The organism is Chitinivibrionales bacterium, from assembly GCA_035516255.1.
Classification (GTDB): domain Bacteria; phylum Fibrobacterota; class Chitinivibrionia; order Chitinivibrionales; family FEN-1185; genus FEN-1185.
This window is the reverse complement of record DATJAL010000019.1, coordinates 79,140-100,251: the sequence shown is the minus strand read 5'-3', so window position 1 is coordinate 100,251 and position 21,112 is coordinate 79,140. Positions and strand designations below refer to the sequence as shown.

General features: G+C 53.1%; 20 protein-coding genes. 5 read left to right on the top strand and 15 right to left on the bottom strand.

All coding sequences use genetic code 11. The features are described 5' to 3' along the window. Positions 1–39: 39 nt before the first annotated feature. Positions 40–492 carry a hypothetical protein gene (locus VLX68_06840; protein ID HUI91948.1) on the top strand — a complete coding sequence of 151 codons (453 nt, stop codon included), beginning with the start codon at positions 40–42 and terminating at the stop codon, positions 490–492. A gap of 71 nt (positions 493–563) precedes the next feature. On the opposite strand, the gene VLX68_06835 is transcribed toward VLX68_06840, so the two are convergent. The 7 genes from VLX68_06835 to VLX68_06805 all read right to left on the bottom strand — a co-directional run bounded on the left by VLX68_06835 (position 564) and on the right by VLX68_06805 (position 8,863). Further along, entirely contained in the window at positions 564–2,273 is a 1,710-nt protein-coding gene (locus VLX68_06835) for an ATP-binding protein (GenBank protein HUI91947.1), read from the bottom strand. A gap of 82 nt (positions 2,274–2,355) precedes the next feature. Next, positions 2,356–3,222, bottom strand: coding sequence for a hypothetical protein (locus VLX68_06830; protein HUI91946.1), 867 nt, complete (start codon positions 3,220–3,222; stop codon positions 2,356–2,358). Between the two features lie 11 nt (positions 3,223–3,233). Further along, on the bottom strand, positions 3,234–4,070 hold the full coding sequence (locus VLX68_06825; protein HUI91945.1) for a DUF1189 family protein: 837 nt from the start codon (positions 4,068–4,070) through the stop codon (positions 3,234–3,236). Between the two features lie 34 nt (positions 4,071–4,104). After that, positions 4,105–5,319 carry a 6-phosphofructokinase gene (locus tag VLX68_06820; protein HUI91944.1) on the bottom strand — a complete coding sequence of 405 codons (1,215 nt, stop codon included), beginning with the start codon at positions 5,317–5,319 and terminating at the stop codon, positions 4,105–4,107. A 285-nt stretch (positions 5,320–5,604) separates the two neighbouring features. Next, complete coding sequence (locus VLX68_06815) at positions 5,605–7,242, bottom strand: LamG-like jellyroll fold domain-containing protein (GenBank protein ID HUI91943.1); 1,638 nt, start codon at positions 7,240–7,242, stop codon at positions 5,605–5,607. 176 nt (positions 7,243–7,418) lie between these two features. Further along, positions 7,419–8,138 carry a class I SAM-dependent methyltransferase gene (locus tag VLX68_06810; GenBank protein HUI91942.1) on the bottom strand — a complete coding sequence of 240 codons (720 nt, stop codon included), beginning with the start codon at positions 8,136–8,138 and terminating at the stop codon, positions 7,419–7,421. Beyond that, complete coding sequence (locus VLX68_06805; protein HUI91941.1) at positions 8,135–8,863, bottom strand: methyltransferase domain-containing protein; 729 nt, start codon at positions 8,861–8,863, stop codon at positions 8,135–8,137. Before VLX68_06805 ends, VLX68_06810 begins: the two co-directional genes overlap by 4 nt. Positions 8,864–8,922: 59 nt before the next feature. Between VLX68_06805 and VLX68_06800 the strand changes: the two genes are divergently transcribed. Further along, entirely contained in the window at positions 8,923–10,029 is a 1,107-nt protein-coding gene (locus tag VLX68_06800; GenBank protein HUI91940.1) for a lysylphosphatidylglycerol synthase transmembrane domain-containing protein, read from the top strand. On the opposite strand, the gene VLX68_06795 is transcribed toward VLX68_06800, so the two are convergent. After that, on the bottom strand, positions 10,026–10,199 hold the full coding sequence (locus tag VLX68_06795; GenBank protein ID HUI91939.1) for a hypothetical protein: 174 nt from the start codon (positions 10,197–10,199) through the stop codon (positions 10,026–10,028). The genes VLX68_06800 and VLX68_06795 overlap by 4 nt on opposite strands. 204 nt (positions 10,200–10,403) lie before the next feature. Between VLX68_06795 and VLX68_06790 the strand changes: the two genes are divergently transcribed. Then, positions 10,404–11,132, top strand: a complete 729-nt coding sequence (locus tag VLX68_06790; GenBank protein ID HUI91938.1) for a glycosyltransferase family 4 protein — start codon at positions 10,404–10,406, stop codon at positions 11,130–11,132. 53 nt (positions 11,133–11,185) lie between these two features. Here VLX68_06790 and VLX68_06785 read toward each other — a convergent pair whose 3' ends face one another. Both VLX68_06785 and VLX68_06780 read right to left on the bottom strand, forming a co-directional pair. After that, positions 11,186–13,606 carry a hypothetical protein gene (locus tag VLX68_06785; protein HUI91937.1) on the bottom strand — a complete coding sequence of 807 codons (2,421 nt, stop codon included), beginning with the start codon at positions 13,604–13,606 and terminating at the stop codon, positions 11,186–11,188. 56 nt (positions 13,607–13,662) lie between these two features. Then, entirely contained in the window at positions 13,663–14,184 is a 522-nt protein-coding gene (locus tag VLX68_06780; GenBank protein ID HUI91936.1) for an HAD family hydrolase, read from the bottom strand. Positions 14,185–14,275: 91 nt separating this feature from the next. Here VLX68_06780 and VLX68_06775 point away from each other — a divergent pair, with 91 nt between their 5' ends. Beyond that, complete coding sequence (locus VLX68_06775; GenBank protein ID HUI91935.1) at positions 14,276–14,812, top strand: hypothetical protein; 537 nt, start codon at positions 14,276–14,278, stop codon at positions 14,810–14,812. Positions 14,813–14,972: 160 nt separating this feature from the next. Here the strand turns inward: VLX68_06775 and VLX68_06770 are convergent, their stop codons facing one another. Genes VLX68_06770 through folK form a run of 4 tightly spaced genes read right to left on the bottom strand, consistent with a single transcriptional unit; the run spans position 14,973 to position 18,360 of the window. Then, on the bottom strand, positions 14,973–16,265 hold the full coding sequence (locus tag VLX68_06770; GenBank protein ID HUI91934.1) for an alpha-amylase family glycosyl hydrolase: 1,293 nt from the start codon (positions 16,263–16,265) through the stop codon (positions 14,973–14,975). Then, entirely contained in the window at positions 16,265–17,122 is an 858-nt protein-coding gene (gene panC, locus VLX68_06765; GenBank protein HUI91933.1) for a pantoate--beta-alanine ligase, read from the bottom strand. Before panC ends, VLX68_06770 begins: the two co-directional genes overlap by 1 nt. Positions 17,123–17,128: 6 nt before the next feature. After that, on the bottom strand, positions 17,129–17,839 hold the full coding sequence (locus VLX68_06760) for a deoxynucleoside kinase (protein ID HUI91932.1): 711 nt from the start codon (positions 17,837–17,839) through the stop codon (positions 17,129–17,131). After that, on the bottom strand, positions 17,836–18,360 hold the full coding sequence (folK, locus tag VLX68_06755) for a 2-amino-4-hydroxy-6-hydroxymethyldihydropteridine diphosphokinase (GenBank protein ID HUI91931.1): 525 nt from the start codon (positions 18,358–18,360) through the stop codon (positions 17,836–17,838). The genes VLX68_06760 and folK overlap by 4 nt, the downstream gene beginning before the upstream one ends. 261 nt (positions 18,361–18,621) lie before the next feature. Here folK and VLX68_06750 point away from each other — a divergent pair, with 261 nt between their 5' ends. Next, positions 18,622–19,653, top strand: coding sequence for an IS630 family transposase (locus tag VLX68_06750; protein ID HUI91930.1), 1,032 nt, complete (start codon positions 18,622–18,624; stop codon positions 19,651–19,653). 91 nt (positions 19,654–19,744) lie between these two features. On the opposite strand, the gene VLX68_06745 is transcribed toward VLX68_06750, so the two are convergent. Then, positions 19,745–21,076 carry a pitrilysin family protein gene (locus VLX68_06745; GenBank protein HUI91929.1) on the bottom strand — a complete coding sequence of 444 codons (1,332 nt, stop codon included), beginning with the start codon at positions 21,074–21,076 and terminating at the stop codon, positions 19,745–19,747. Positions 21,077–21,112 lie beyond the last annotated feature (36 nt).

The window sequence follows — 21,112 nt, the reverse complement described above, 5'->3', positions numbered from 1 at the left end:
CAGCAAGTCTCCAATCGTATTAAAAAAGGAGTGTGGCTTATGCGGTTAAAAATATTGACATTCTTCATGGTGACAGTAATGGCAAGCCTTGCGTTTTCCCAAAAAGGCGGCAATGAGAAGTATGTTACCCCTACCGGCAACGATGTGGGCGTTTTCAAGAATGAGACTCGCGAACTTTATGAGAAGCCCCTTTTTACCGTGGGCACGAACGACCGCCTTCTTATTGTCTCGACCGGAAGGAATCATTATAAAATCCAGAAGGCGGACGGTGAGACCGGATGGGTGGAAAAGCGCCTCGTGGTGACCACCGGCAAGAGCAAGACCTTCGTGTTTGACGACGCGGAAGTTATCGGGTATCTCGACAACCCGACTCCGGTGTACATCATCGACGCCGACAACCCCAACGCGGACCCGATCAAGCTCGACCGGTCCTTTGCCGACGCGCTCCGGGAAAACGTCGACCGGGAAACCGTGGAACGCCAGACAAAGTAACGGATCATTTCCTGGAATAAATAAAAAAGGAATGGGAGCCTCCATTCCTTTTTTATTTACAAAGCGCAACCTCAGTCCTGTTTGAAGTTCTGCAACTCCTTTTTCTTCATGAGCAGTCTCCAGATCTTTTCAACGAGCTCTTTTCCCGAAAACGGTTTCACGATGAAATCATCGCCGCCGGAGGCAAAGCATTTCTGTATTTCATTGCTTTGCGATCCCGCCGAGAAAAAAGCCAGCGGAATGTTTTTCGTTTCCTCCTGGCTGCGCAGGATCCTGCAGATACGGTAGCCGTCGAGGCCCGGCAGGTATGAATCGACCAGGATGAGGGACGGATGGTGCTCAAAGGCCATGGTGAGGCCGATTTCCCCTGTCTCGGCGACCAGGATCTCAAACGCGTTTTCAAGGACCATCTTGGCTATCTCGATCGCCTCCCGGTCGCTGTCGATGAACAGGATGACGGGCTTTTCCTCAACGTTTTCCGCCGCGGCGTCACGCTCCTTGGTCTGCTCCTCGCGGAGCTCGGCAAGCTTGATGGTGCGCGTTTCGTCGTCGTCCCATTCTATTTTCGCCTCCACGGGAACGACGATGTGGAATTCGCTGCCGGGAAACTTGTTCTCCTCCGACGGGCCTTCGCTTTCGACCCATATCCTGCCGCCGTGGCGTTCCACGATGCCCTTGACAATAGACAAGCCTAGCCCGGTGCCGCCGCCCATGAACTTTGAATAGTCGGTGCTGTGCCGGGTGGCGCTGGCGACCTCGTAAAACGGGTCGAAGATCTTCTTCTGCTCGGCCCGGTCGACCCCGATACCCTGGTCCTTGACCACAATATGGAATTCGGACGGCGTGAGCAGGCCGATGCTCACCCGCACCGCGGAATTGTCAGGCGAGAACTTGAGCGCGTTGGTGAAAAGGTTGGTGAACACCTGCTGCATCCGCATGGTGTCGCCAAGGAACTTCGGCATGTTTTCCTGGGCGCTGCATTCGAACCTGACGTTCCGCTTCACGGAAAACTGTGAGAGCTCCTCGATGCAGTCGCGCGCCAGCGTGGCCAGGTCGAACCGTTCTGGTTTGAGGCGCAGCCGCTTCTGCTCGATGCGGGTGACGTCGAGGATGTTGTTGACCACCCGGTGAAGGCGGTCGGCGGCCCGGTTGATGCTCTCGATCATCCGGTACACGCCCGAATCGAGCTTCCCCTTCATGGTGTCGATCATGATGTCGGAATACCCCTTGATCGACGTGAGCGGCGTCTTGAGCTCGTGTGAGGCGATGCTCAGGAAATTCGATTTGAGCTCGCTCACCCGTTTGAGCTCGGCGTTGGAGCGGATGAGCTCGGTGTTGATTTTGGCCATTTCGAGGTTCTTGCGCTCGATCTGGTCGATGCCCTTCATCTCGCCGGTCACGTCCTTGAACTGCAGCACGAAGAGGTTCCCGTTCCGGGAGGTTTCGGCGATGGAGAACGCGTACAGCGCGCAGAGGATCTCGCTGCCGCCCTTGCCAATGAGCGTGGCCTTGCCCTCGCACGAGCGGTCATGCTCGAGCCGCCGGCGCAGTTCATTCCATGAAATGCCGTCGCCCGTGTCGGAAATGATGGTCTCGACCGAAACGCCGCCCAGCGTGTCGCGCGGAAATTTCAGCTCTCGCTCGGCGCAGCCGTTGACATACAGGATGCCGCCGTCGGGCCGGGTGACGACGATGTTGGTGGGCGTGTGCTCCACGATGCGCGCCATCAGGAACAGATCGTCCTGCACTTCGCCGGATTTTTTCCATTTTCCGAAAAACATGGTCCCAGTCCTGTTTTCCGCTGAACCGTGCATTTTATTTCAGAGCGTTTCCGCAGGGCCGTAGCCATCCCCGGCCGCCCGCTCACTCGCGCTTGAGCGCCGTGATGTCGTTCTGGAGTTTTTCCGCCTCGCCGAAATTTTCCTCCATGACCCGCGCTATTTTTTTTGCGTAGAGCTCGAGGAGCTTGAAATGCTTCGAGGTGAGCTCGTGATCGTCGGCGATGATGGAGACGATCGCGTCGACGTCCTCGGCGTTGCGGTACGACTTGAGAAATCCCCTGAACTGTTTCTCCGCCGCGCCGAACACCTTTTTCTCCTTGCGGCAGTAGAGCATGTTGGGAATGAACTCCTTCATGATCTTCTCCTCCACCTTCACGTCGGAGGACATCGCCTGCTCCCGCAGCGGCGCGTTTTTTTCTATCTGCGCGATGAGCTGCTCGATTTCGTTGCGCACCTTGTGGATCTCCTGTTCCCTGAACCGCGCCTGGTACATGATGGGAAGGGAATTCACGCTCAAGATGGCGTTGCCGATGTTCTTGAAGGTGCCGGCGAAAAACACGTCTCCTTCCTGGGCTAACACGTCCGCTTCGGACGGAAACGGGACTATTTTCGCGGGTGTGGGAATGAAATCCTCCATCTCGTCGATGTTCTCGATCCGCTCGCGCAGTTTGTCCGGGTCCAGCGCCGATTCGAGGCCGCCGAGCTTGTCGAGAAAATCCTCAAGTCCCTCTTCAAGCGACAGCCCCATTTCAGACTTGAGAAAATCCCTCAGATTATTCTGCTCCCGGTAATTTCCCTGCGCGACAAGCAGGCCGTTGTGCGCCATCGACGCGACGGGGTGTTTCATGGAAACGAGGTCGGCCGGATCAATGTCGAGCACGGCATACACCGTGAGCCTGCCGTCAAGCCTTCCGGGGTCGCCTTTTTTCTGCTGTACGCCGAGGAGCATGAAGCGCTGTCTCAATCGTTGTTGATGGGCCGGTCCGTGTCCCTGCGTGATGCCATCACGCCGCGGAACATGACGAACGTGGCGAAGAGGATCATCACGTGCCACGTCCAGAAAAACGTCGTTCCCGAAAGCGCGACGAGGTTGGTGCCCACATAGACCGGCGAGGCGGCAAAGCACGCCAACGCAAGAAATTCGCCGAACTTTCTTTCTCGTTCGAGTCTAAAAATATATGCCGCAAAAGTGAGAAACGCAATACTCAGGAGAAAAACAAGCGTGTTGACGAGCCCGGTTTCCACGATGAAATTTATCGCCACCTCCGTGATGTGCCCCATCAGCCAGGATCGTACCGACTCCTCGGTCACGACAAGCGTCCCCTCTTTTGCGACGAAGGAATACGGGATGGTGAAACTCACCGGCGTGCCGGGATTGACATAGAGGGAACGCTTTCCAAGCAGGATCTGGGTGCGGGGGCTTTTCCGCGACAGCGCGCTTGCCGCCGTGTCGATGATGAAAATCGAATCGGGCAGGTCGGAAAAAAAACGGGGCACGCCAAGCAGCGTGTTCAGCAGTTTTTCCACGGATTCCACGGCGGGGAAACGCGGCACGACGGCATGCGGATCAAGGGAGCCGTCTTTGAATTCCATGCCGCCGATCAGACCCGCCACCTGGGCGGCAATGCCTGTTTTTCGGTCAAAAGAATAATACGTGTGTGCGGCGCCGGAAACCAGCGCGGTAAGCAGGCAGACAAGCGCCACGAAACGCAGGATTTCCCCGGCAGACCGCTCCAAAACCGTGGTGTAGAATCTGCCGGAGATGATGCTGTAATGCAGATCGCTGAAAATGCTCAACGAGGCCTTTCCGCCAGATAAAGATACCGGTGCATCATGCCAGCAGTTTGCTCACCTGCGGCGCCGAGATCCGTTCGTATTCGGGCATGGGCCCGATGAGCGGCCGTGCGTAATCCTTGAACGCCTCGGTGACCGTGCTGTTCGCCGCGTCGATGTATTCGTCGGGCATGTGCTTGGTGTCTTTTGCCACGGTCTCGAGCGGGGTGAGGAAATATTCCACCGAGTAATCGCCGGTCCTGCGGATGGCTACGCTGCCGTCGATGTCGGCCCACACCGAGAACTGCACCGCCTTCTCGCCCACCTCGCGCGCTTCCTGCGCGTCAACGCCGGAAACCACGCTGAGAAAACTTCGTTGGAGATAGCCGAAGGTATCGCAGCGCACGCGCTTGATTTTAAGCTTGTCCTTCACGAGCCCTGCCAGGGCATCGCCGAGCGCGCCGGTTCCGGAGAGCTGGACATTGCCATGCGCGTCTTTCTCGCTCGAATTATTGAGGGAGGCGATGATCGGTGTGCCGTCCTTGTCGCCGATGCCTTCCGATACCGCAATGATGCACCTGCCATATTTCTTGTAGTACCTGTCAACGTCGGCAAGAAACTTATCCTTGTCGAACGCTTTTTCCGGCAGATAGATGCAATGCGGGCCGTCGTCGGGATATTTTTTCGCGAAGACCGACGCCGCGGTCAGGAATCCCGCATGGCGCCCCATGATCACCGCGATATAGACGCCGGGAAGACTGCGGTTGTCGAGGTTGAGCCCGGCAAAGGCCAGGCTCACGAACCTGCCGGCCGACCCGAAGCCGGGGCAGTGGTCGGTGACGCGGAGGTCGTTGTCGATGGTTTTCGGAATATGCACCACGCGCAGCTCATAGCCGGCCTTTCGCGCGTTTTCGTTCACGATCCTGCAGGTGTCGGCCGAATCGTTCCCGCCGATGTAGTAGAAATACCGCACGTCGTGCGCCTTGAGCACCTTGAAGATCTTGGCACAGTATTCGGCGTCGGGCTTATCGCGCGTGGAGCACATGGCCGACGATGGCGAGCAGGCGACCTTTTCGAGGTTGTGCGTCGTGGCCTGGGTGAGGTCGAGAAAATCCTCCTTGACAATGCCGGAAACGCCGTGGAGCGCGCCGTAGATGTTGTCGATGCATGCGTATTTTCTCGCCTGTAAAACGGCGCCCACGAGACTCTGGTTGATGACAGCGGTGGGTCCGCCGCCCTGTGCGATGACTGCTTTTCCTGATAATTTGGCCACGGTGCGTGCTCCTTTAATGATGGAATGGTTAGAAAAATTTCATGTCAGGGAGAAAGAAAAATAGCAGATTGATGGGAAAATTACAAGTGCCGCCAACTTCAGACGACAGACACGCGGCAAGAAGCTCTAGGGTGGCCGAAATTCAGTATTTGCCGAAGGTTTGATTCTTTAAAAATCTTATGCTGATGGGCGGCGATCCGTTTAACTTCAATATGGCGGAATGAATAAAGGATAAACAGGCCGGAATGGCGGTTGAGACTTCGTGGTCAAATACATTTGGTACCCTTATCGAGCAAGGATACCCAACGTGGAGATCCGGCAACCATCAATCCTAATACGATAAACGTATGGACCTGATGGAACCAACCGGCCAGAAACATCCTTTCCATCCCATACGAACGCTATAGTGCCTCCCCCATGGTTCCCACAGGAAATGCTTCGAATTGCTTTGCCAGAGCAATTATATATGTCAAGGAAAACGGGGCCGTTTGTTTCAATTTTGGGGACATACAGTATCTGTGAACCTTTTACCACAATAAGCCCTCGTGCAGCCGATTCTGATTTTGGATTTTTTATATTAGTTGGAACATCCCCATATCTGGCAATATCAGAGATACGAACCTCGTCAATCAGGCCATTGAAAAAATATCCGGTGGCACCCTGCCGTAGTGAAAGCAAGTTGCCCGCGCCTATCACCAGATCGCTTAGCGGATACCCATCCAGATGCGCTATTGTTCCTGTAGCGGCGATTCTTGCCACAAGGGAATCATCAACATAGATATGGCGTTCGCATCCGTCAAACTGGACGGCGACATGGATCCATTTTTCAATTGGTGCCATGAAGTTTCCTGGCATCCACCAACATTCGGTACCTACCCCGCACGCTGCGAAGGCTGGAGTGCCGTTGTTAAAGCTCATGGCGTAGGTATGAGGTTTGTCAAGCACATGAGACCATTCACTCAACTGATTGAATCCGAATATTTTCACAAAAGCCTCTAGTGTTATAGCCTTTGTCGCCGACACGAGGGAGGCGGAATGCGGAACGGAAACATAGGTGTTTACACCGTTAAAGGAAAGCGCTTTGCAGAAACGTCCGTCTACCCATTGCGCACCAATGATGGTTCCGTCATTTGAATTGCCGGAAGCATCGTGAACAATGCTTCCCTCCCCCTCATCAAAATGATATAACGCTATGGTGTGCGCATCGGGAGTGAAATATCCGCACCTTTTGCCGTAGCGCGCTATGTTGGATATGCGCACTTCGTCGATCTTGCCATGGAAGAAATATCCTGTTGCCCCAACGCGCAACGAAAGCAGGTTGCCCGCGCCGATCACAAGGTCGCTCACCGGATAATCCGAGAGGTGTTCAATACTCCCGGTCGCGAGGCTTTCGGCAACAAGGGAATCATTTACGAAAATCTGCCTTTTTTGGCCGTCAAACTGGGCAGCCACATGCAGCCATTTTCCGGTGGGAGCGCTATACGATTCGGGGGTCCACCAGCATTCATTGCCGACTCCGCACGCAGCAAATGCAGGCGTCCCATCATCAAAGCTCAAGGCATAGGTATGAGGCTTGTCCAGTACATGGGACCAAGAGCTTAACGCATTGTAGGAATCCACGAATACAAAGGCCTCAAGCGTGATCGCTCCGGAAGGTGACACGAGCGAAGCCGAGTGAGGAACCGAAACGTAATTGTCAATCCCGTTAAAAGCCAAAGCGATTCCGTACAGGCCGTCGCACCATTGGGCGCCGTAAATAATGCCGTCATTGTGGTTGGCGGAACAGTCATGGACGATAGTGCCTTGCCCTTCATCAAACCTCCATAATGCGACTGTATTGCCGTCCGCTTCAAGAAACCCGGCTGATGCGGTATAAAGCATCCCCGACAACAGGAATAATGCCGCCAGCTTTCTTCTCAGCATAAGCACTCCTTGCAAAATGAGGTTTTTGCCGATTAAAACTGACCCGGAAGATCTGGTCTTTCATCTCCACCCACTGACAACCTGATTATACATAATTACCAGTGAGTTGGCAATCAAATTCCGGAGTAATGCAGAAAAACTGTTTTCTGCAGGGAAACACTCCCCTCTGCGCATTTTTACTTGCTTGCGCAGACGCCAATCCTTCTTCTGGCGAGCCCGCCAACCAGGGGAATTCTCATAACGGCCGATTCAAGAGTATTGAATACGGGGATATCGGTGGAAAAAAACATGGATTTGACAATAACGAAGCCGCACTTTAAAAGCAGTTGACGGTATTCTTCCATGGTACGAAGACCTATGTGAGACTCGTCCTTCTTCAGGATGATATTATGACGTTTGAGGCGCTCAAAAACATGCGTTTTACTTGGGGTGTATAGGACAAAACGGCCGTCTTTTTTCAGGACGCGGAAAACCTCTTCAAGCGTGGCCAGCAGGGTCGTGTCATTAAGGTGCTCGGTAAAATCCACGGCGGCGACGGCGTCAAGCGATCCGTCCCTAAGGGAAAAAAACCTTCCGTCGCAGCATACCCCCATAAAATTAGAATCGGGCCTGCTTTTTTTATAATTCTCCTGAGCCAGCTGCAGCGACCTGAATGAATAATCAAGGCCGACAGGCGTTGCGCCCGCGTCGGAAATCGCTATCATGATGGTGCCCACGCCCGAACCCAGGTCAAGAATCAGTTCGCTGGGCCGCGGTTTAAGAAGCTGGAATACGCGCCGTACTTTGACCCTGGTGAATCGGTCGTTCTGAGCAAGCCTAAGCATGTGGCTTCGGTAATACGATGCATCGTAATACTCACGGGTGATCGCAGATGAATCGCCGTCGTTTTTGGTCAATCCTGTTTGGCCTCTGTAAAATTAATTGGTTTCTGGAAAACCACGTATACCGCCCTGGCAAACATGTATTCCAATTTGAAAATGCCCTTATATTCGAACATGGTATTTTCCTTGAATGGCCGCAGAATATAAAAAAAGAGTTTCACCAGCAAATTGCAAATAATACCCGGGAAAACGGGCAATGCACCGTACAGAAACCTTTTTTTTATAACAATAAGGCTGGCGTCCTTTGCAAGCTGGACAAGCCTATTCGGTGTGGTGGCAAAGGAATGAGAATAATCAACATCAAAAAAAAGCTTCCCCATGTCGTTGAAATCCGGCGACACTATGATGAGCACCCCTCCGGGGACAAGAACGCGCGCGGCTTCCGTGAAAAGCAGCCGCGCTTCGAAGTGGCCCGCCATGTGTTCGAGAACATGGGTGGCCAGTACCACGTTTTGCGTGGCGGTCTCTTCGGTAAAGGGCGGCGCAAAGGCCTCGCGCACCTCGATTCCTTTTTCGCGGAGACCGGAGGCAAGAACCGGGCTTGCCTCGTAAACGCAATACCTAAGCGATGGAACAAGCCGGTCCGCGATGCCACCCTCGCCAGGTCCCACCTCAAGTACAGCATCGCCGTCTCTTGAGTTGCGTTTAACTTCGGCAGCAACGGCAGCCGCGAATACCTCGTTCAGCCTCCTGCCGATTCCGCTTACTTTCCTGGTCTTATAGTAACTCGAAAATGCCATGAAACTTCCTTGAAGGATGGATTTATTAACCCGCCTACTGAATAGCTTGCCCCGGATGCATGGGCGGGTTGGCGTTGGTTTTGTCAATGGTGTATATTGATAACGAACATAATCGGACATTCATCATTCAAAAAATACATATTTTGAGCGCCCAAAGCTTTTTTAAAAATTTCCTTCTGCTGCCGCTCCGCTTTCTAGTGGCGATTGTGCCCATTGCATGGATTTTTTTAAGTATCAAATGGAACCAAATGGCACATACGGTGGCAAGCATTGCATGGTGGACCGTTCCGCTCCTTTTCGTCGTCATCGTCTCGAGTATGTTTCTCCAGGGCATCCGATGGTGGATACTGCTCCGCACATTTGATCGCGGCCTGACCATTGCCAAAACGCTCAGGGCGCACTTTGTCGGCCTCTACTTCTCAATTGTGCTGCCATCTTCAGGGGCGCAGAATGTCGTACGCGCAATGCTCCTTTCTAAAGAAGCTGGGTACTCACTCAGCTGGGGATCTTCATGGGTGGCGAGCATTATCGGCCTGTTTGCATTGGCCTTTATGTCGGTATTCGGACTGGTTTGCATTGACCGATCAACGCTTCCGAAAGGTTTCTTCGAATCAATCGTATCCGCATTCTGCGTCCTGATTGTCCTCTTCTACCTTTCGTTCTCAAAACGCGCCACCGGACCGATGCGCAAGCTGCTTTACAAAATTATACCGCTGCGCTTTCTCAAAGCGCTGGAGAATATACGTGAAGCGATTTACAGGTACCGAGCGGCCCGGGGTTATCTTCTTGTGGTAGTACTCGTCACACTTTTCATGCAAGTTACTATAACCGCTGGAGCATGTTTTGTCATCTACGGCATTTCAAGAAAATTCATCCTTTTTGAATGCCTGTTGTATCTCCCAATTATCGAAATCCTCTGTATCTCCATTCCACTCACGCCGAATGGCCTCGGCATAAGGGAAGGACTGCTTGCCCTGATGTTTTCACAAGTGGGTCTGACAAAAGAGCAGCTCGGTATCTACATTGTCCTTGGTTTTTTTTCCATATCCTTGAAACTGCTCGGCGGAATCCCGCTGCTGTTGGGCGGCGGTAAAGAAGTAAAAGATATAAAAAACAGGCTCCTTTTTCAGGCGGAATTGCCGAAAACAGGAAATACGAAGTGCTAATTGACGTGTATTGCTACGACGATATTGACAACCCGCGCTGCGGCGGCGGCGGCGCCATGCGCGAAATAAAAGTCCATCAGCTTATTTCGGCGCGCCATTACGTGAGATTTTTCACCGGAAATTTCCCTGGAGCGAAGAACAGCGGCGAGCCTCATTTTGCCCTTCGCCATCTTGGACTCCCGGCGAGTTATTTATTAAGCAGAATTTCTTTTTCTCTGATCGCAACGTTAAAAAGCTTATTTTCAGACGCAGACATAATCGCCATTCCTTATTCAATTTATTCACCCGTACTCACTTTTCTGTTAAAGCCCAAAAAAACCGTGGTCTTATTCTTCCATATCACCGGAAATGAAGTCTTCAAAAAATATAACGTCTTGGGAATATTCCCCTGGATTGCCGAGAAGGCCGCGCTTGCATTCGGAAAGAACTACATCACCCTTACGGACAGCATGGCCAGCCATCTTTTATCCAAGAGAAAAAACATACGGGCAAAGGCCGGGTATGTCAGTTTTGAAAGCTCCCTCTTTTCAGCCTCCGCCGCATTTGATGAATTTGTTCTTTGCTTCGGCCGCATCGACGTTCACATGAAGGGGCTTGACATTCTGATCCCTGCATTTGAAAAAATCGCAAGCAGGTTTCCAAAATACAAACTCATCATTGCGGGCCGCGGCCAGGAAACCAATGTCAACTGGGTATTGAAAAGGATTAAGGATTCGCCCTATCGGGATCGAATCCAATGTCTTGTCAACATCAATGACGACAAAAGAAAGGAACTGCTGCAGTCCGCAGCATTTGTCTGCATGCCTTCTCGCTTCGAGGGTTGGAACATAGCGGCCGTTGAGGCGGCGGCGTGTTCCCGGGCAACGCTCGGCACCAGGGTCCAAGGCTTGACTGATGCAATAAAGGAAAATGTGACAGGGCTTCTCGTACCGCCGGAAGACGTTGACGCGCTTGCGGAAAAGATGGCGTTGCTGCTCGCCGATCCCGGTTTACGGGAAAGGCTGGGAAAAAACGGCTATAAATGGGCGCAGAATTTTACGTGGGAAGAAGTGGCGAAAATCCAAGAAGATTTTTATCGGGAAGTATTCCAATCCAATAAGTAATTTGTCTGATCACATTCGATTGAAAGACATTGAAGCAAAGTGCGCGGTAAAATTCATTTTTTTCTCTTTGCAAACCTCACCACGCCCAATCCAATCCAATACATCCCCAGCAATATCATCATCGGATACGACACCATCTCCGCTTTCCCAAGATACAGCGATTGCGGGATCATTTCCACGGTGTGACTTCCCTTCGGGAAATTCACCGCCATCCACGCCAGGTCGGACCGGTAAATTTTCACCGGCGTTCCGTCTATGCGGATCTTCCAGCCCGGATAATACACCTCAGAAATGCGGAGGAACCCGTCAACGCCGGCGGCGACCTCCGCCTTGCGATAATTCGGGGTGTAGGCAACCCATTTTACCGACGCGGGAGTTGACGCAAGGGAATCAGCGGAAGGCGCCGGTTTTACCTCGGGTTCCTGAAGCAGGCATACCTTGTGCCGGTAGTCGTAGGCGCCGGTCTTGAGAGCACCCACAACGGCCGCGCTGTCCATAACAACATATCCCGGCGCAAACGAAATACGGGGCAGCGCACCCTCGTTCGGAATCTTGAACAATTCATCGTTCTGCCGGACCAGATAATACTTTGCATTTGCGATGTTGAGGAACGCGTTGCCGTCTTTCAAGTTATCGGGCTTCAAATAGGGCCTTCCGTCCTGCATGACGCCGATCAGGTTGGTGAAGTAGTTCCGGTCCTGCTGGTCGCCGCGAAATTGCCGGTACCAACACAGCTCGTTGTCGTGGAACCCGCCAACGCCTTCCAACCCGTGAATCCCCTCGCCGCCCTGCGGCAGCGCGCCGGGCAGAGTAAAACACCTGAAAGGTTCACGCGCCATCTCCGCCTGCAGATCGGTGATGGCCTGCTCCGCGTAAAAATACGGCTTGGGATTTATCGTTTTAATGAATTTCGCGTCAACGCGCGTGATGTCAATGAGGCCGAATGCCAGCACCGCGGTGAGAAAGGCGTACTTGCCGACCTTATTGCTTACGACGCCCATGAGCAGCAGCAGGGACGCGCCGGCGAAAAACCACCACAGCCATAAAAACGGGACAAAATTCTTTGAAAAATTCGCGTCAAACACGCGGATCTTTTGCGTGTCGGCAAGCGCCGTGGTAAGCGGCTGCATGACCGCGGTAACGAATCCTTTAATGGAAAACAACAGAGTGAGCACGGTGATCGAGCCGAGTGCGATGAGCAATCCCTTCACCCACTTTTTTTTCCGCTCCTCGGAAAATCCGTTGAACCATCCCGCGGCAACGTCCTTGAAAAACAGGCTCGCGAGCAGGATCGCGGAGAACGAAAACCAGAACATGAACATGCTGCTGGCGCGGAATTTCTTTACGCCGGGGACAAGGTAGTACATGAGATAAAACACCGGCGTGTGCACGCCCATCGCGTACAGCAGGGCGAACAGTGCAAACGCTGCCCAGAAAATCCTCCACAGGTTTTTTGGCTTCTGGACGACGGCGATGACGCCAAACAACAGCGCCATTGCGCCTGCGTATTCACTGTTCAGCTTGAACGCGTTTTCGCTCCAGTAGAAATCGAGGGTGTTTCCGAAATCAGGCACCCACATCGAAAACGCCTCGGGCCAGTGCAGCGACCATGACGCGGCATATTCGAACCCCCGGTCGACGCCGCGCACGGAAAAAGCCTCACGAACGTACATGAACGGCGGGAGGAGTTGTATGAACGCGAGGCCCATCCCTATCGCGACGGCCATCCAGAAATAGCAGCCGATTTTTACAAGGGGCAACACCTTCTTTTCCCTGCGCCATGCGACAATCATCGCTATCACCCAGTAAAAGAAACAACCCCACAGCATGAGGTAGGACATCTGGAGATGCGAGGTGAACAAACACGCGGCAATGCCGAGGGCCATGAGGGTCGAGTTTAAAAACGACGGCCTGTCCATGAGCGCCTTCATGCGCCAGATGAGAAACGGCAGCCACGCGATCACGAACATCTTTCCGTCGTGCCCCGGATACACGTGGGAGAAAAATTCCGGGTTGAGCATGTAAAACGCGGCGCCGATGCCCGCGATGTACGCGGGCATGTTGAAGCCTTTCCGTAAGAGTAAAAAGAAAAACAACCCGGCGAGAAACACGTGAAACACGAGGCGCAGGCCCAGCGCCCTCGGAATCGGCTGCACGGCGTTGATCGCCAGCGTAGGCGGATACATGGCGTCGCCGAACATGGCGTCGATTGAAGGCATGCCGCCGAGCCTCGAGTTGAACCACATCGGAAACTGGTGGTATTTACCCAGCGAATTCTTGAGAAACACGTGCGAGTCAAGCCCGTTCATGGTGTCGGAGCCGAACAGCATCTTGTCGGAAAACAGAAACGGCGTGAACACGATGACGACCAAAAGGGCAATTCCGCAGATGATGACATAGCTGTTTGAGAATACCGGACTCCATTTGAACTTCTGCGGCGCAGTGACCGCAGCGGCGCTGTTTTTCTTGTCCACAATCACTCCTCGATGTTTTGGCGTGTTGACATCAGGTAATCCGGATTCATTTTATTTTACAGAACATCTTTCACCTTGTCGATATCGCCAAAGTCGTAATTATCGCCTGAATACCGGCTTTTAATGACAAAACATTTCAATTCAGGAAGCTCGATGCGGTCCGACTGCTTGTCACCCACCATGATTGACTTTGACAAATCGATATCAAGGTCCTCCGCGGCCTTTAAAAACATTCCCGGCTTGGGTTTGCGGCAGTCGGAGTCTTTTTTATATTCTTCGATGGTCCCGTTTTTATGAAAAGGGCAATAGTAGAACCCCGCGATGGTGATCCCCTTTTCAAGGAAACGCTGCGCCATCCATCGGTGAAGCGCCTGAACATCGGCCTCGGTGAAACGGCCCTTTGCGACGCCCGCCTGATTCGTGACAACGACGATGCTATAGCCTTTTTCCTGCGCCTGGAGGCACAGGTCAAACACGCCCGGATTGAACACGATTTGCCCGGGTTTGTGGGGATAGTCGCTGTCTTCGTTGATGACGCCGTCCCGGTCAAGGAAAAGGGCTTTTTTCTTTTGGCTCATGAAGACTTTAGTTTGTCACTGCGATTATTGATGATAATTATTTTCTAGTATGTATCTTTATCATGCACAAATCAGCAAGGATTAAAATACCATGAAACATTTCACCGCCGCAATCACCGCATTCCTGTTTTTTTATTTGTCCATTGCCTCGTGCAAGCTGCAGCCGTCGGAGTACCAGGGAACATCGCCATCATCCGCGGTCCCCGCCCGCCCGCCGTCAAACGCCGTGCCGTTTGACTCTGCAAAATACGATTCCCTTTTATCGCTTCTGATAAAGCTTGAAAATGCGGTGTATGCCAATACCCGCTCGCAGAGCAATGCTTCCCTCGGTGATTTGAAAAAGGTTTCTTTTGATTCGGCGGACGGCTGCTTCCTGGTTGCGGGAAAAGGCGCTTACAACAAATCGCAGCCCGAGGCGGTGCAGGCGCAGGGCCGGGCAATGGCGGCGTCGGCGGACGGAAAGCGCTGGGCATTATACCTGAAGGCATGGCATGACGGCGGTTCGCTTGCTTTTGGACAAAAGATTTCAGGGGAAGTGACGTACAGCAAAATTCTTCTTGAACAACCGCGCGGCGACACGCTGTACCAGCTCATCCAAATACCTTTTGGAAGCCTTGTACTGAAGTAATGCGGGTTTTTTCCACTGCCAGGGCGTGGAAAAAAGTCTTCGTTCACCCTTCGACAGGCTCAGGGCGAACGGAAAAGTGCCGGAATCCGCGCACAAACACCGTTCGTGGTGAGCTTTTCGAACCAGGAAAAGCGACTTTTTCAACAGCCTGCTAAATCCGTCATCGCAGAAAGACGATTATATCGGCGGGTTTCAGCATGATATGGTGCGAAACCGGCGTTTCTTTGAATGCATCTGCGGTAAGCCGAACCATTTTTTTATAATGCCTGATTTCCTCGGGCAGGTCCGCGGCGGCGATCTCAAGCTCCCCTTCGGAATTTTTATTGACACACACAAGCACGGGTTTCTGTTCGTTGTCCGATTGCTTTTCGAGAAACATAAATTCAGCATCATATTCGGTAAGGGGCCTCCACGTGCCTTCCTCGCACAGCACCGGCTGGCTTAACTTGAACTCATTCATCTGCTTTATCCAGCCGGCCAATTCCCACTGGGGCTGCTCAACGTCCTTGGGCGAACCCTTTACCACGTCCATCCTGTTTTTAGCGCCGTATTCATATCCTGCGGGCATGAGCAGTCCCGAGGAAAATATCGCGGCAAAGGCATACCGCATCTTTTGGACCTGTATGGTGCCCGGTTTTTCGGCGGCAAGCCGCGGTGTATCGTGCGATTCGGGAAAGCTGATCGACGGCGCGATCTTTTTGTTTTCCTCATGCTGTTCGAGGCACCAGGGCTTATCGAACTCCCAGTATTTCGACGAATTGTACAGGAAATCAAAACCCGTGCCTTTCATTTCGGCCATCTGCTCCAGCGTGCATCCGAGCGTTTCCGCGAGAAAAACGGAGCGCGGGTAGCGTTTCTTTGCCGCGTTGATCAGATATGACCACAGCTCCGCGGGCACCTGATACGCCGCGTCGCAGCGGAAACCCGCGATGCCCATTTCCTGAAAATACTGTACCAGCTTGTTCCAGTAGTCCCACAGCCCTTTCTTGTCCTTGCTTTCGTAATTGTCAATCTCCGCAAGGTCGCCCCACACCGTCACGTTGTCGGCGTTTGCCGGGTCAATGGCATGCGGGCTCACCAGCTTCCCCCCGGCGTCCCGCTTGTACCACACCGGGTTGGACTTGACGAGAAACGAATCAAACGCGGTATGGTTGATCACGAGGTCCATCATGACGTCCATCGAGGCGCCTTTGCAGGCCGCGACGAATTTCTTGAGCGGCCGCCAGTCCGCGGTGTCGCCGTCCTTTTTCAGGAACAGCGGATTGAGCTCGTAATAATTTTTGATCGCATACAGGCTGCCCGAAAACCCGGTGGCATGGAAAGGATTGACAAATATCCAATTGAAACCCATTGACGCGACATGCGGGATCGCCTTGATCCAATCGTCCATCGTGGCATAATGGCGCGGAAAAAGATTAAAGATGATGGGAACCTTTTGCCCCTGGGCGTTCATCAAAGCGATCCTCCTACGACGATGTTGTCAATCAGCCGCGTCTTGCTTTCACGAGTCCTCACCGCAACGGCCAGAAGCGCCGGTCCGGAAACGGCGGAAACCGGATGCGCGGTCACGGCGTCGACCAACTCGATGTATTCAACCGAAAAAGTCGCCGAATCCTTGCAGGCGTCCCTGACCGCCGAACAAAGGACGGCGGCTGTGCGTTCTCCTGATTCGTAAAGTGCAAGCGCGTCGGCAAGGCCTTTATGAATCTGCGCCGCTTCGCTCCGTTCATCCTGAGTAAGATAGGTGTTTCTCGAGCTCATGGCAAGGCCGTCGGTTTCCCGCACCGTTGGCGCGATCACGAGTTTTACCGGCACGTTGAGGTCTGCGACCATTCTCCTTATGACAATGCACTGCTGGCCGTCTTTCTGGCCGAACACCGCGACCTGCGGCATGACGATGTTGATGAGCTTCAGCACCACGGTCGCGACGCCCCTGAAATGCCCGGGCCTGTTTGCGCCGCACAGCCGGTCGGTCACTTTTTCCACATTCACGTGCGTTGAATAGCCGGCGGGATACATGCCCGCTTCGGAAGGAGCGAACACGACGTCGCACCAGTTTTCTTCCGCCTTTCTGCAGTCTTCGGCAAACGGCCGCGGGTATTTTGCCAGGTCTTCCGAAGGGCCGAACTGCGCGGGATTGACAAAAATGCTCATGACGGAAACGTCGCAGAGTTGCTGGGCGGTCTTGAGCAGCGACAGGTGGCCGGCGTGGAGCGCACCCATGGTGGGGACGAGCCCCACTCGCTTCCCCGCCTTCTGAAAGGTCAGGGAAAGGGTCTTCATCTCCGAAGGGCTGGTGACGATCTTCATGGCGCGCTACAGTCCTTTCGGGATTTTTCTTTCCTTCAGCCGGTCCTTGGTCGCGGTATCGGGCGGCTGGAAAAAATTGGTGCCCGGAAGCGCCTTGCAGATTTCGCGCAACATCTCGTCGAGATCGGCGTCGTTCTCCACAAAGTCAATGTCGTTGGTGTTGATGATGAGCAGCGGCGAGTCGGTGTAATGGAAGAAATAATGGTTGTACGCCTGGTTGAGCTGTTCGACGTAGTCGGCGTCGATGTCCGTTTCAAAGGGCCTGCCGCGCTTTTCGATGCGCCGGCACAGCACCTCGGTGGACGCCTGCAGGTACACCACGTAATCGGGCATGGGCACCCGCTCCTCGAGCGCCGAAACGATGCTGTTGTACAGGGCGAGTTCATTTTCGTCAAGATTGACCGCCGCGAATATCCGGTCCTTCGCGAACATGTAGTCGAGCACCGTGACGTCGTGAAACAGGTCGAGCTGCACAAAGGTCTCGGAAAGCTGGCGGTACCGCGACAGGAGGAACCAGAGCTGGGTCTGGAACGCGAATGATTTCCGGTTCCTGTAGAATTTCTGGAGAAAGGGATTTTCCTCGCCCTCTTCGAGTACGAGACGCGCGTCGCACCGCGCGGCCAGAATGCGGCACAGGGCGGTTTTTCCCACGCCGAGCACCCCCTCGACGCTGACGTGTTTTATATGCCGCGGAAGACGGAGGCTGCGGGAGCTCATTTCGCGCCCCTCGCCGAATGCGCCTGCGTAGTCATAAAAGCAACCTTCTGTCTGCGCACAGCACTTGTCATGTTGCTGTACAGCTGCGAAACCGTGAGGCGCATGCCCGGCACTTTGTAATTCGGCGCAAGTTCTGCCAGGCCTTCCAAGCAAAATCGCCTTTTACGGATGCGTGGGTGCGGCACGACAAGATCTTTTTCGGTTATTATTGAATTCCCAAAAAAAAGAATATCAACATCCGCAGTCCTGGACGCCAACTTTTTCTTGTGCGTGCGTCCCAGCGCGGTTTCAATTTCCTTGCATTGGGAAAGCAGCCCGCGCACCGAATTCCGGTATCCTCCGCATATAACCCGATTATAAAACCAGCGCTGCTTTCCCTCAACCCCCACTGGTTCCGTTTTCATAAGTCGCGACCGTTTAACCGGAGGAAGCAAAACGGACTTAAGCCGTCTTTCCATTGCCGCAATATAATGCGCCCTGTCGCCCTTGTTGCTCCCCAGACTTAAGAAAACCTTGGCCATTTTGTGCCATGCCTTAAACAACAGCACTTTCATTTTGAAAACAAAGACTGATAAGTTCAAATCAAGGTCATCATTTCATTATTTCATTGAAGAATCCCGCCCTAAGTGTCGGGGATTTTTCCTTGGCCATGGAAATAGAATATTTTATCGTCGCCCGCTAACCCCGCGCCAAGTCACGGGGAAAGCGCGGGCTGCGCCTTTCAACATAATCAGAGTTACTAATCAGTTCATAAGTAAGTATGCATAATATATATTACTACCATGGAGACAAAGAAGCTCGATGGTAGGAAGTTGGATCATAAGACGCTTGAAGCGATCCGTATTCGTGCAGTTCAGTCGGTTCAAGGCGGACAAAGCCCCGAGCAAGTGATAGCTGCCCTGGGGATGACACGTGCTATCATTTACCGGTGGCTTGCAGCATACAATGCGGGAGGATGGCAAGCTCTTCAAGCAAAGAAGCTGTTTGGCCGTCCACCGAAATTGGCAACGACACAGATACGATGGATTTATCGTACCGTTGTTGGGAAGAACCCTTTGCAATTGAAATTCGAGTTTGCTCTGTGGACACGGGAAATGATCCGTGATTTGATTAGGCGAAAACATGGTGTTTCCATGAGTGTGGTTTCTGTAGGTCGGCTGTTGGCGAAGTTGGGATTGACTTGTCAGAGGCCGTTGTTTAGAGCCTACCAGCAGGACCCGAATGCGGTCGATCAATGGATGAATCATGAGTTTCCACGAATCGCGGCGCGTGCAAAGGCAGAGCATGCATCGGTATTTTTTGCTGACGAAGCGGGAATTCGTTCTGACTACCATGCGGGAACCACGTGGGCGCCTCGCGGGAAGACGCCAAAAGTCCCGGCCACTGGTGCTCGATTTGGTTTGAATATGGTTTCGGCGATAACCCGAAAAGGAGAGATGCGCTTCATGGTGACGGAGAAAACGGTGAGCGCCGACATTTTTTGCGAATTTGTAGATCGTTTGATTCACAATCGACGTAATAGGGTTTACCTGATAGTTGACGGTCATCCGGTTCATAGAAGCACCAAGGTTAGAAAGCATATCGAATCGTATAATGGCAGAATCCGTCTCATCCGTTTCCCGTCGTATTCACCTGAAACAAACCCGGATGAATTGGTTTGGAACACTGTGAAACCGAAAGTCGGACGCTCCTTCATTCCCGGGCCAGAAATGCTAAAAAGTAAAGTCGTTGGTACATTGCGTTGGCTGCAGAACTCGCCCGACATCATCAAGTCATTCTTTGATCATCCAGAATTATCATACGTAGCGTGTTAATGTCAACATACTAATGAACTGCTTAGTAAAAATAGGTTTAAATGAAAAATCCCGCAACGGATATATCATCTCATGGTTCGGTTGCCAACCGTCAGGGATTCTTCCGGAAATCCACGGTCTCGACGGCACCGTACGCGGCAAGAATGTTCTGGATTTCCTCCTTCTTCCCCACCGCCGTGATTGCATAATGGGAGGACGACAGGTATTTGCGAATCGCATCGTTGACGCCTTGCAGCGTGATTCCCTCAATCCGTTCGTTAAACCGTTCGATGTATGAAACGTCCCTTCCGAATTCCCTGAGCCACAGGAGTTTTTCAGCGACATTAACGATTCCCTCGAGCTGGAACGCCATGCTTCCGAGCGCGAATTTTTTGGCCTTGTCAAGTTCCTCACCGGTAACGCCGTTTTCCGCAAAGGTGCGGCAGACGTCCATTATAGACGTGAGCATCTCTGCGGCCTTTGCGGTCTGCGTCGACGTTGCAATGGAAAAAATGCCGAAGCCTCGGTTGCAGGAGAACTGCGACGAAATGCCGTAGGTTTTTCCCTCCTGCGAGCGGATGTGCGCCATGAGACGCGATGAAAAATTCCCCCCGCCGAGGATGTAATTCGCCAGGGCCAGCTCGTTGCGCATCGGGTCGAGCTCGCCGCACACGGGATACCCGATGATGAAGGACACCTGGGATAAATCCTTCTTGTCAATAAGGCGTATCCTGTTTGAAGAAAGCGGCGGCAGCGTGCCGGCCGCTTCAACCGGTATTTTCCGCTTTTTTTTCCATGATTCAATGAACGGCCGGAATTTCTGCATGACTTCGCGTGAGTCAAAATCGCCGGCGATCACAAGGGAGCCGTTTTCCGGCGACACAAGGGAATCGTAATATTCCCTGATCTGTCGCATGGTTATCTTCTTGACCGATTGTATCGTCTGCACTCTTCCCACCGGATGCGCCGCGCCGCAGAGCACGCTGCCGAAATGGCGGTTTGCAATGGACATGGGGTCCGCAAGTTCGGCTTGCAGGCCGGTGATCATTTCCCGCTTCAGCCGTGCGAGCTCTTTGGGGCTGAGTCCGGGGTTGCCTAGCATGTTCCAGAACAGCGGCATGATAAGATCAAACGGGCGTGCAAGCATTTTGCAGCCGATGATGGTGTGCTCGTCCCCGACGTCGGTGAACAGGCCGGCGCCGGCGTGCTCCAGTTGATCGGAGAATTCCTCGGGCGTGAGCGACGACGGCCCCTTCAGCAGCAGGCCGATCACCAGCTCGGTGGCGCCTTCAAAGGAAACGGGATCGCAGAATTCGCCGGCGGGCATCTGGAAGGCCAGCGTGATGCCTTCCTGCTCGTGGTCTTCAACGAGCATCAGATGAAGGCCGTTTGCCAGCGTTTCCTGGATTATGGGGGGAAAGGTGTAAATGTTTTTTTCCGACATATCGGAATCCTGTTAGATTCGAGCCGGCGTAAATTA

Excerpts from the sequence above, each read along its gene's own strand:
- panC (HUI91933.1), bottom strand. The coding sequence starts at position 17,122 with ATGAAGATCGTCACCAGCCCTTCGGAGATGAAGACCCTTTCCCTGACC.
- VLX68_06805 (HUI91941.1), bottom strand. The coding sequence starts at position 8,863 with ATGGCATTTTCGAGTTACTATAAGACCAGGAAAGTAAGCGGAATCGGC.
- VLX68_06795 (HUI91939.1), bottom strand. The coding sequence starts at position 10,199 with ATGGCGAAGGGCAAAATGAGGCTCGCCGCTGTTCTTCGCTCCAGGGAA.
- VLX68_06745 (HUI91929.1), bottom strand. The coding sequence starts at position 21,076 with ATGTCGGAAAAAAACATTTACACCTTTCCCCCCATAATCCAGGAAACG.
- folK (HUI91931.1), bottom strand. The coding sequence starts at position 18,360 with ATGGCCAAGGTTTTCTTAAGTCTGGGGAGCAACAAGGGCGACAGGGCG.
- VLX68_06840 (HUI91948.1), top strand. The coding sequence starts at position 40 with ATGCGGTTAAAAATATTGACATTCTTCATGGTGACAGTAATGGCAAGC.
- VLX68_06770 (HUI91934.1), bottom strand. The coding sequence starts at position 16,265 with ATGAACGCCCAGGGGCAAAAGGTTCCCATCATCTTTAATCTTTTTCCG.
- VLX68_06835 (HUI91947.1), bottom strand. The coding sequence starts at position 2,273 with ATGTTTTTCGGAAAATGGAAAAAATCCGGCGAAGTGCAGGACGATCTG.
- VLX68_06800 (HUI91940.1), top strand. The coding sequence starts at position 8,923 with ATGGGCGGGTTGGCGTTGGTTTTGTCAATGGTGTATATTGATAACGAA.
- VLX68_06815 (HUI91943.1), bottom strand. The coding sequence starts at position 7,242 with ATGCTGAGAAGAAAGCTGGCGGCATTATTCCTGTTGTCGGGGATGCTT.
- VLX68_06760 (HUI91932.1), bottom strand. The coding sequence starts at position 17,839 with ATGAGCTCCCGCAGCCTCCGTCTTCCGCGGCATATAAAACACGTCAGC.
- VLX68_06750 (HUI91930.1), top strand. The coding sequence starts at position 18,622 with ATGGAGACAAAGAAGCTCGATGGTAGGAAGTTGGATCATAAGACGCTT.
- VLX68_06780 (HUI91936.1), bottom strand. The coding sequence starts at position 14,184 with ATGAGCCAAAAGAAAAAAGCCCTTTTCCTTGACCGGGACGGCGTCATC.
- VLX68_06830 (HUI91946.1), bottom strand. The coding sequence starts at position 3,222 with ATGCTCCTCGGCGTACAGCAGAAAAAAGGCGACCCCGGAAGGCTTGAC.
- VLX68_06775 (HUI91935.1), top strand. The coding sequence starts at position 14,276 with ATGAAACATTTCACCGCCGCAATCACCGCATTCCTGTTTTTTTATTTG.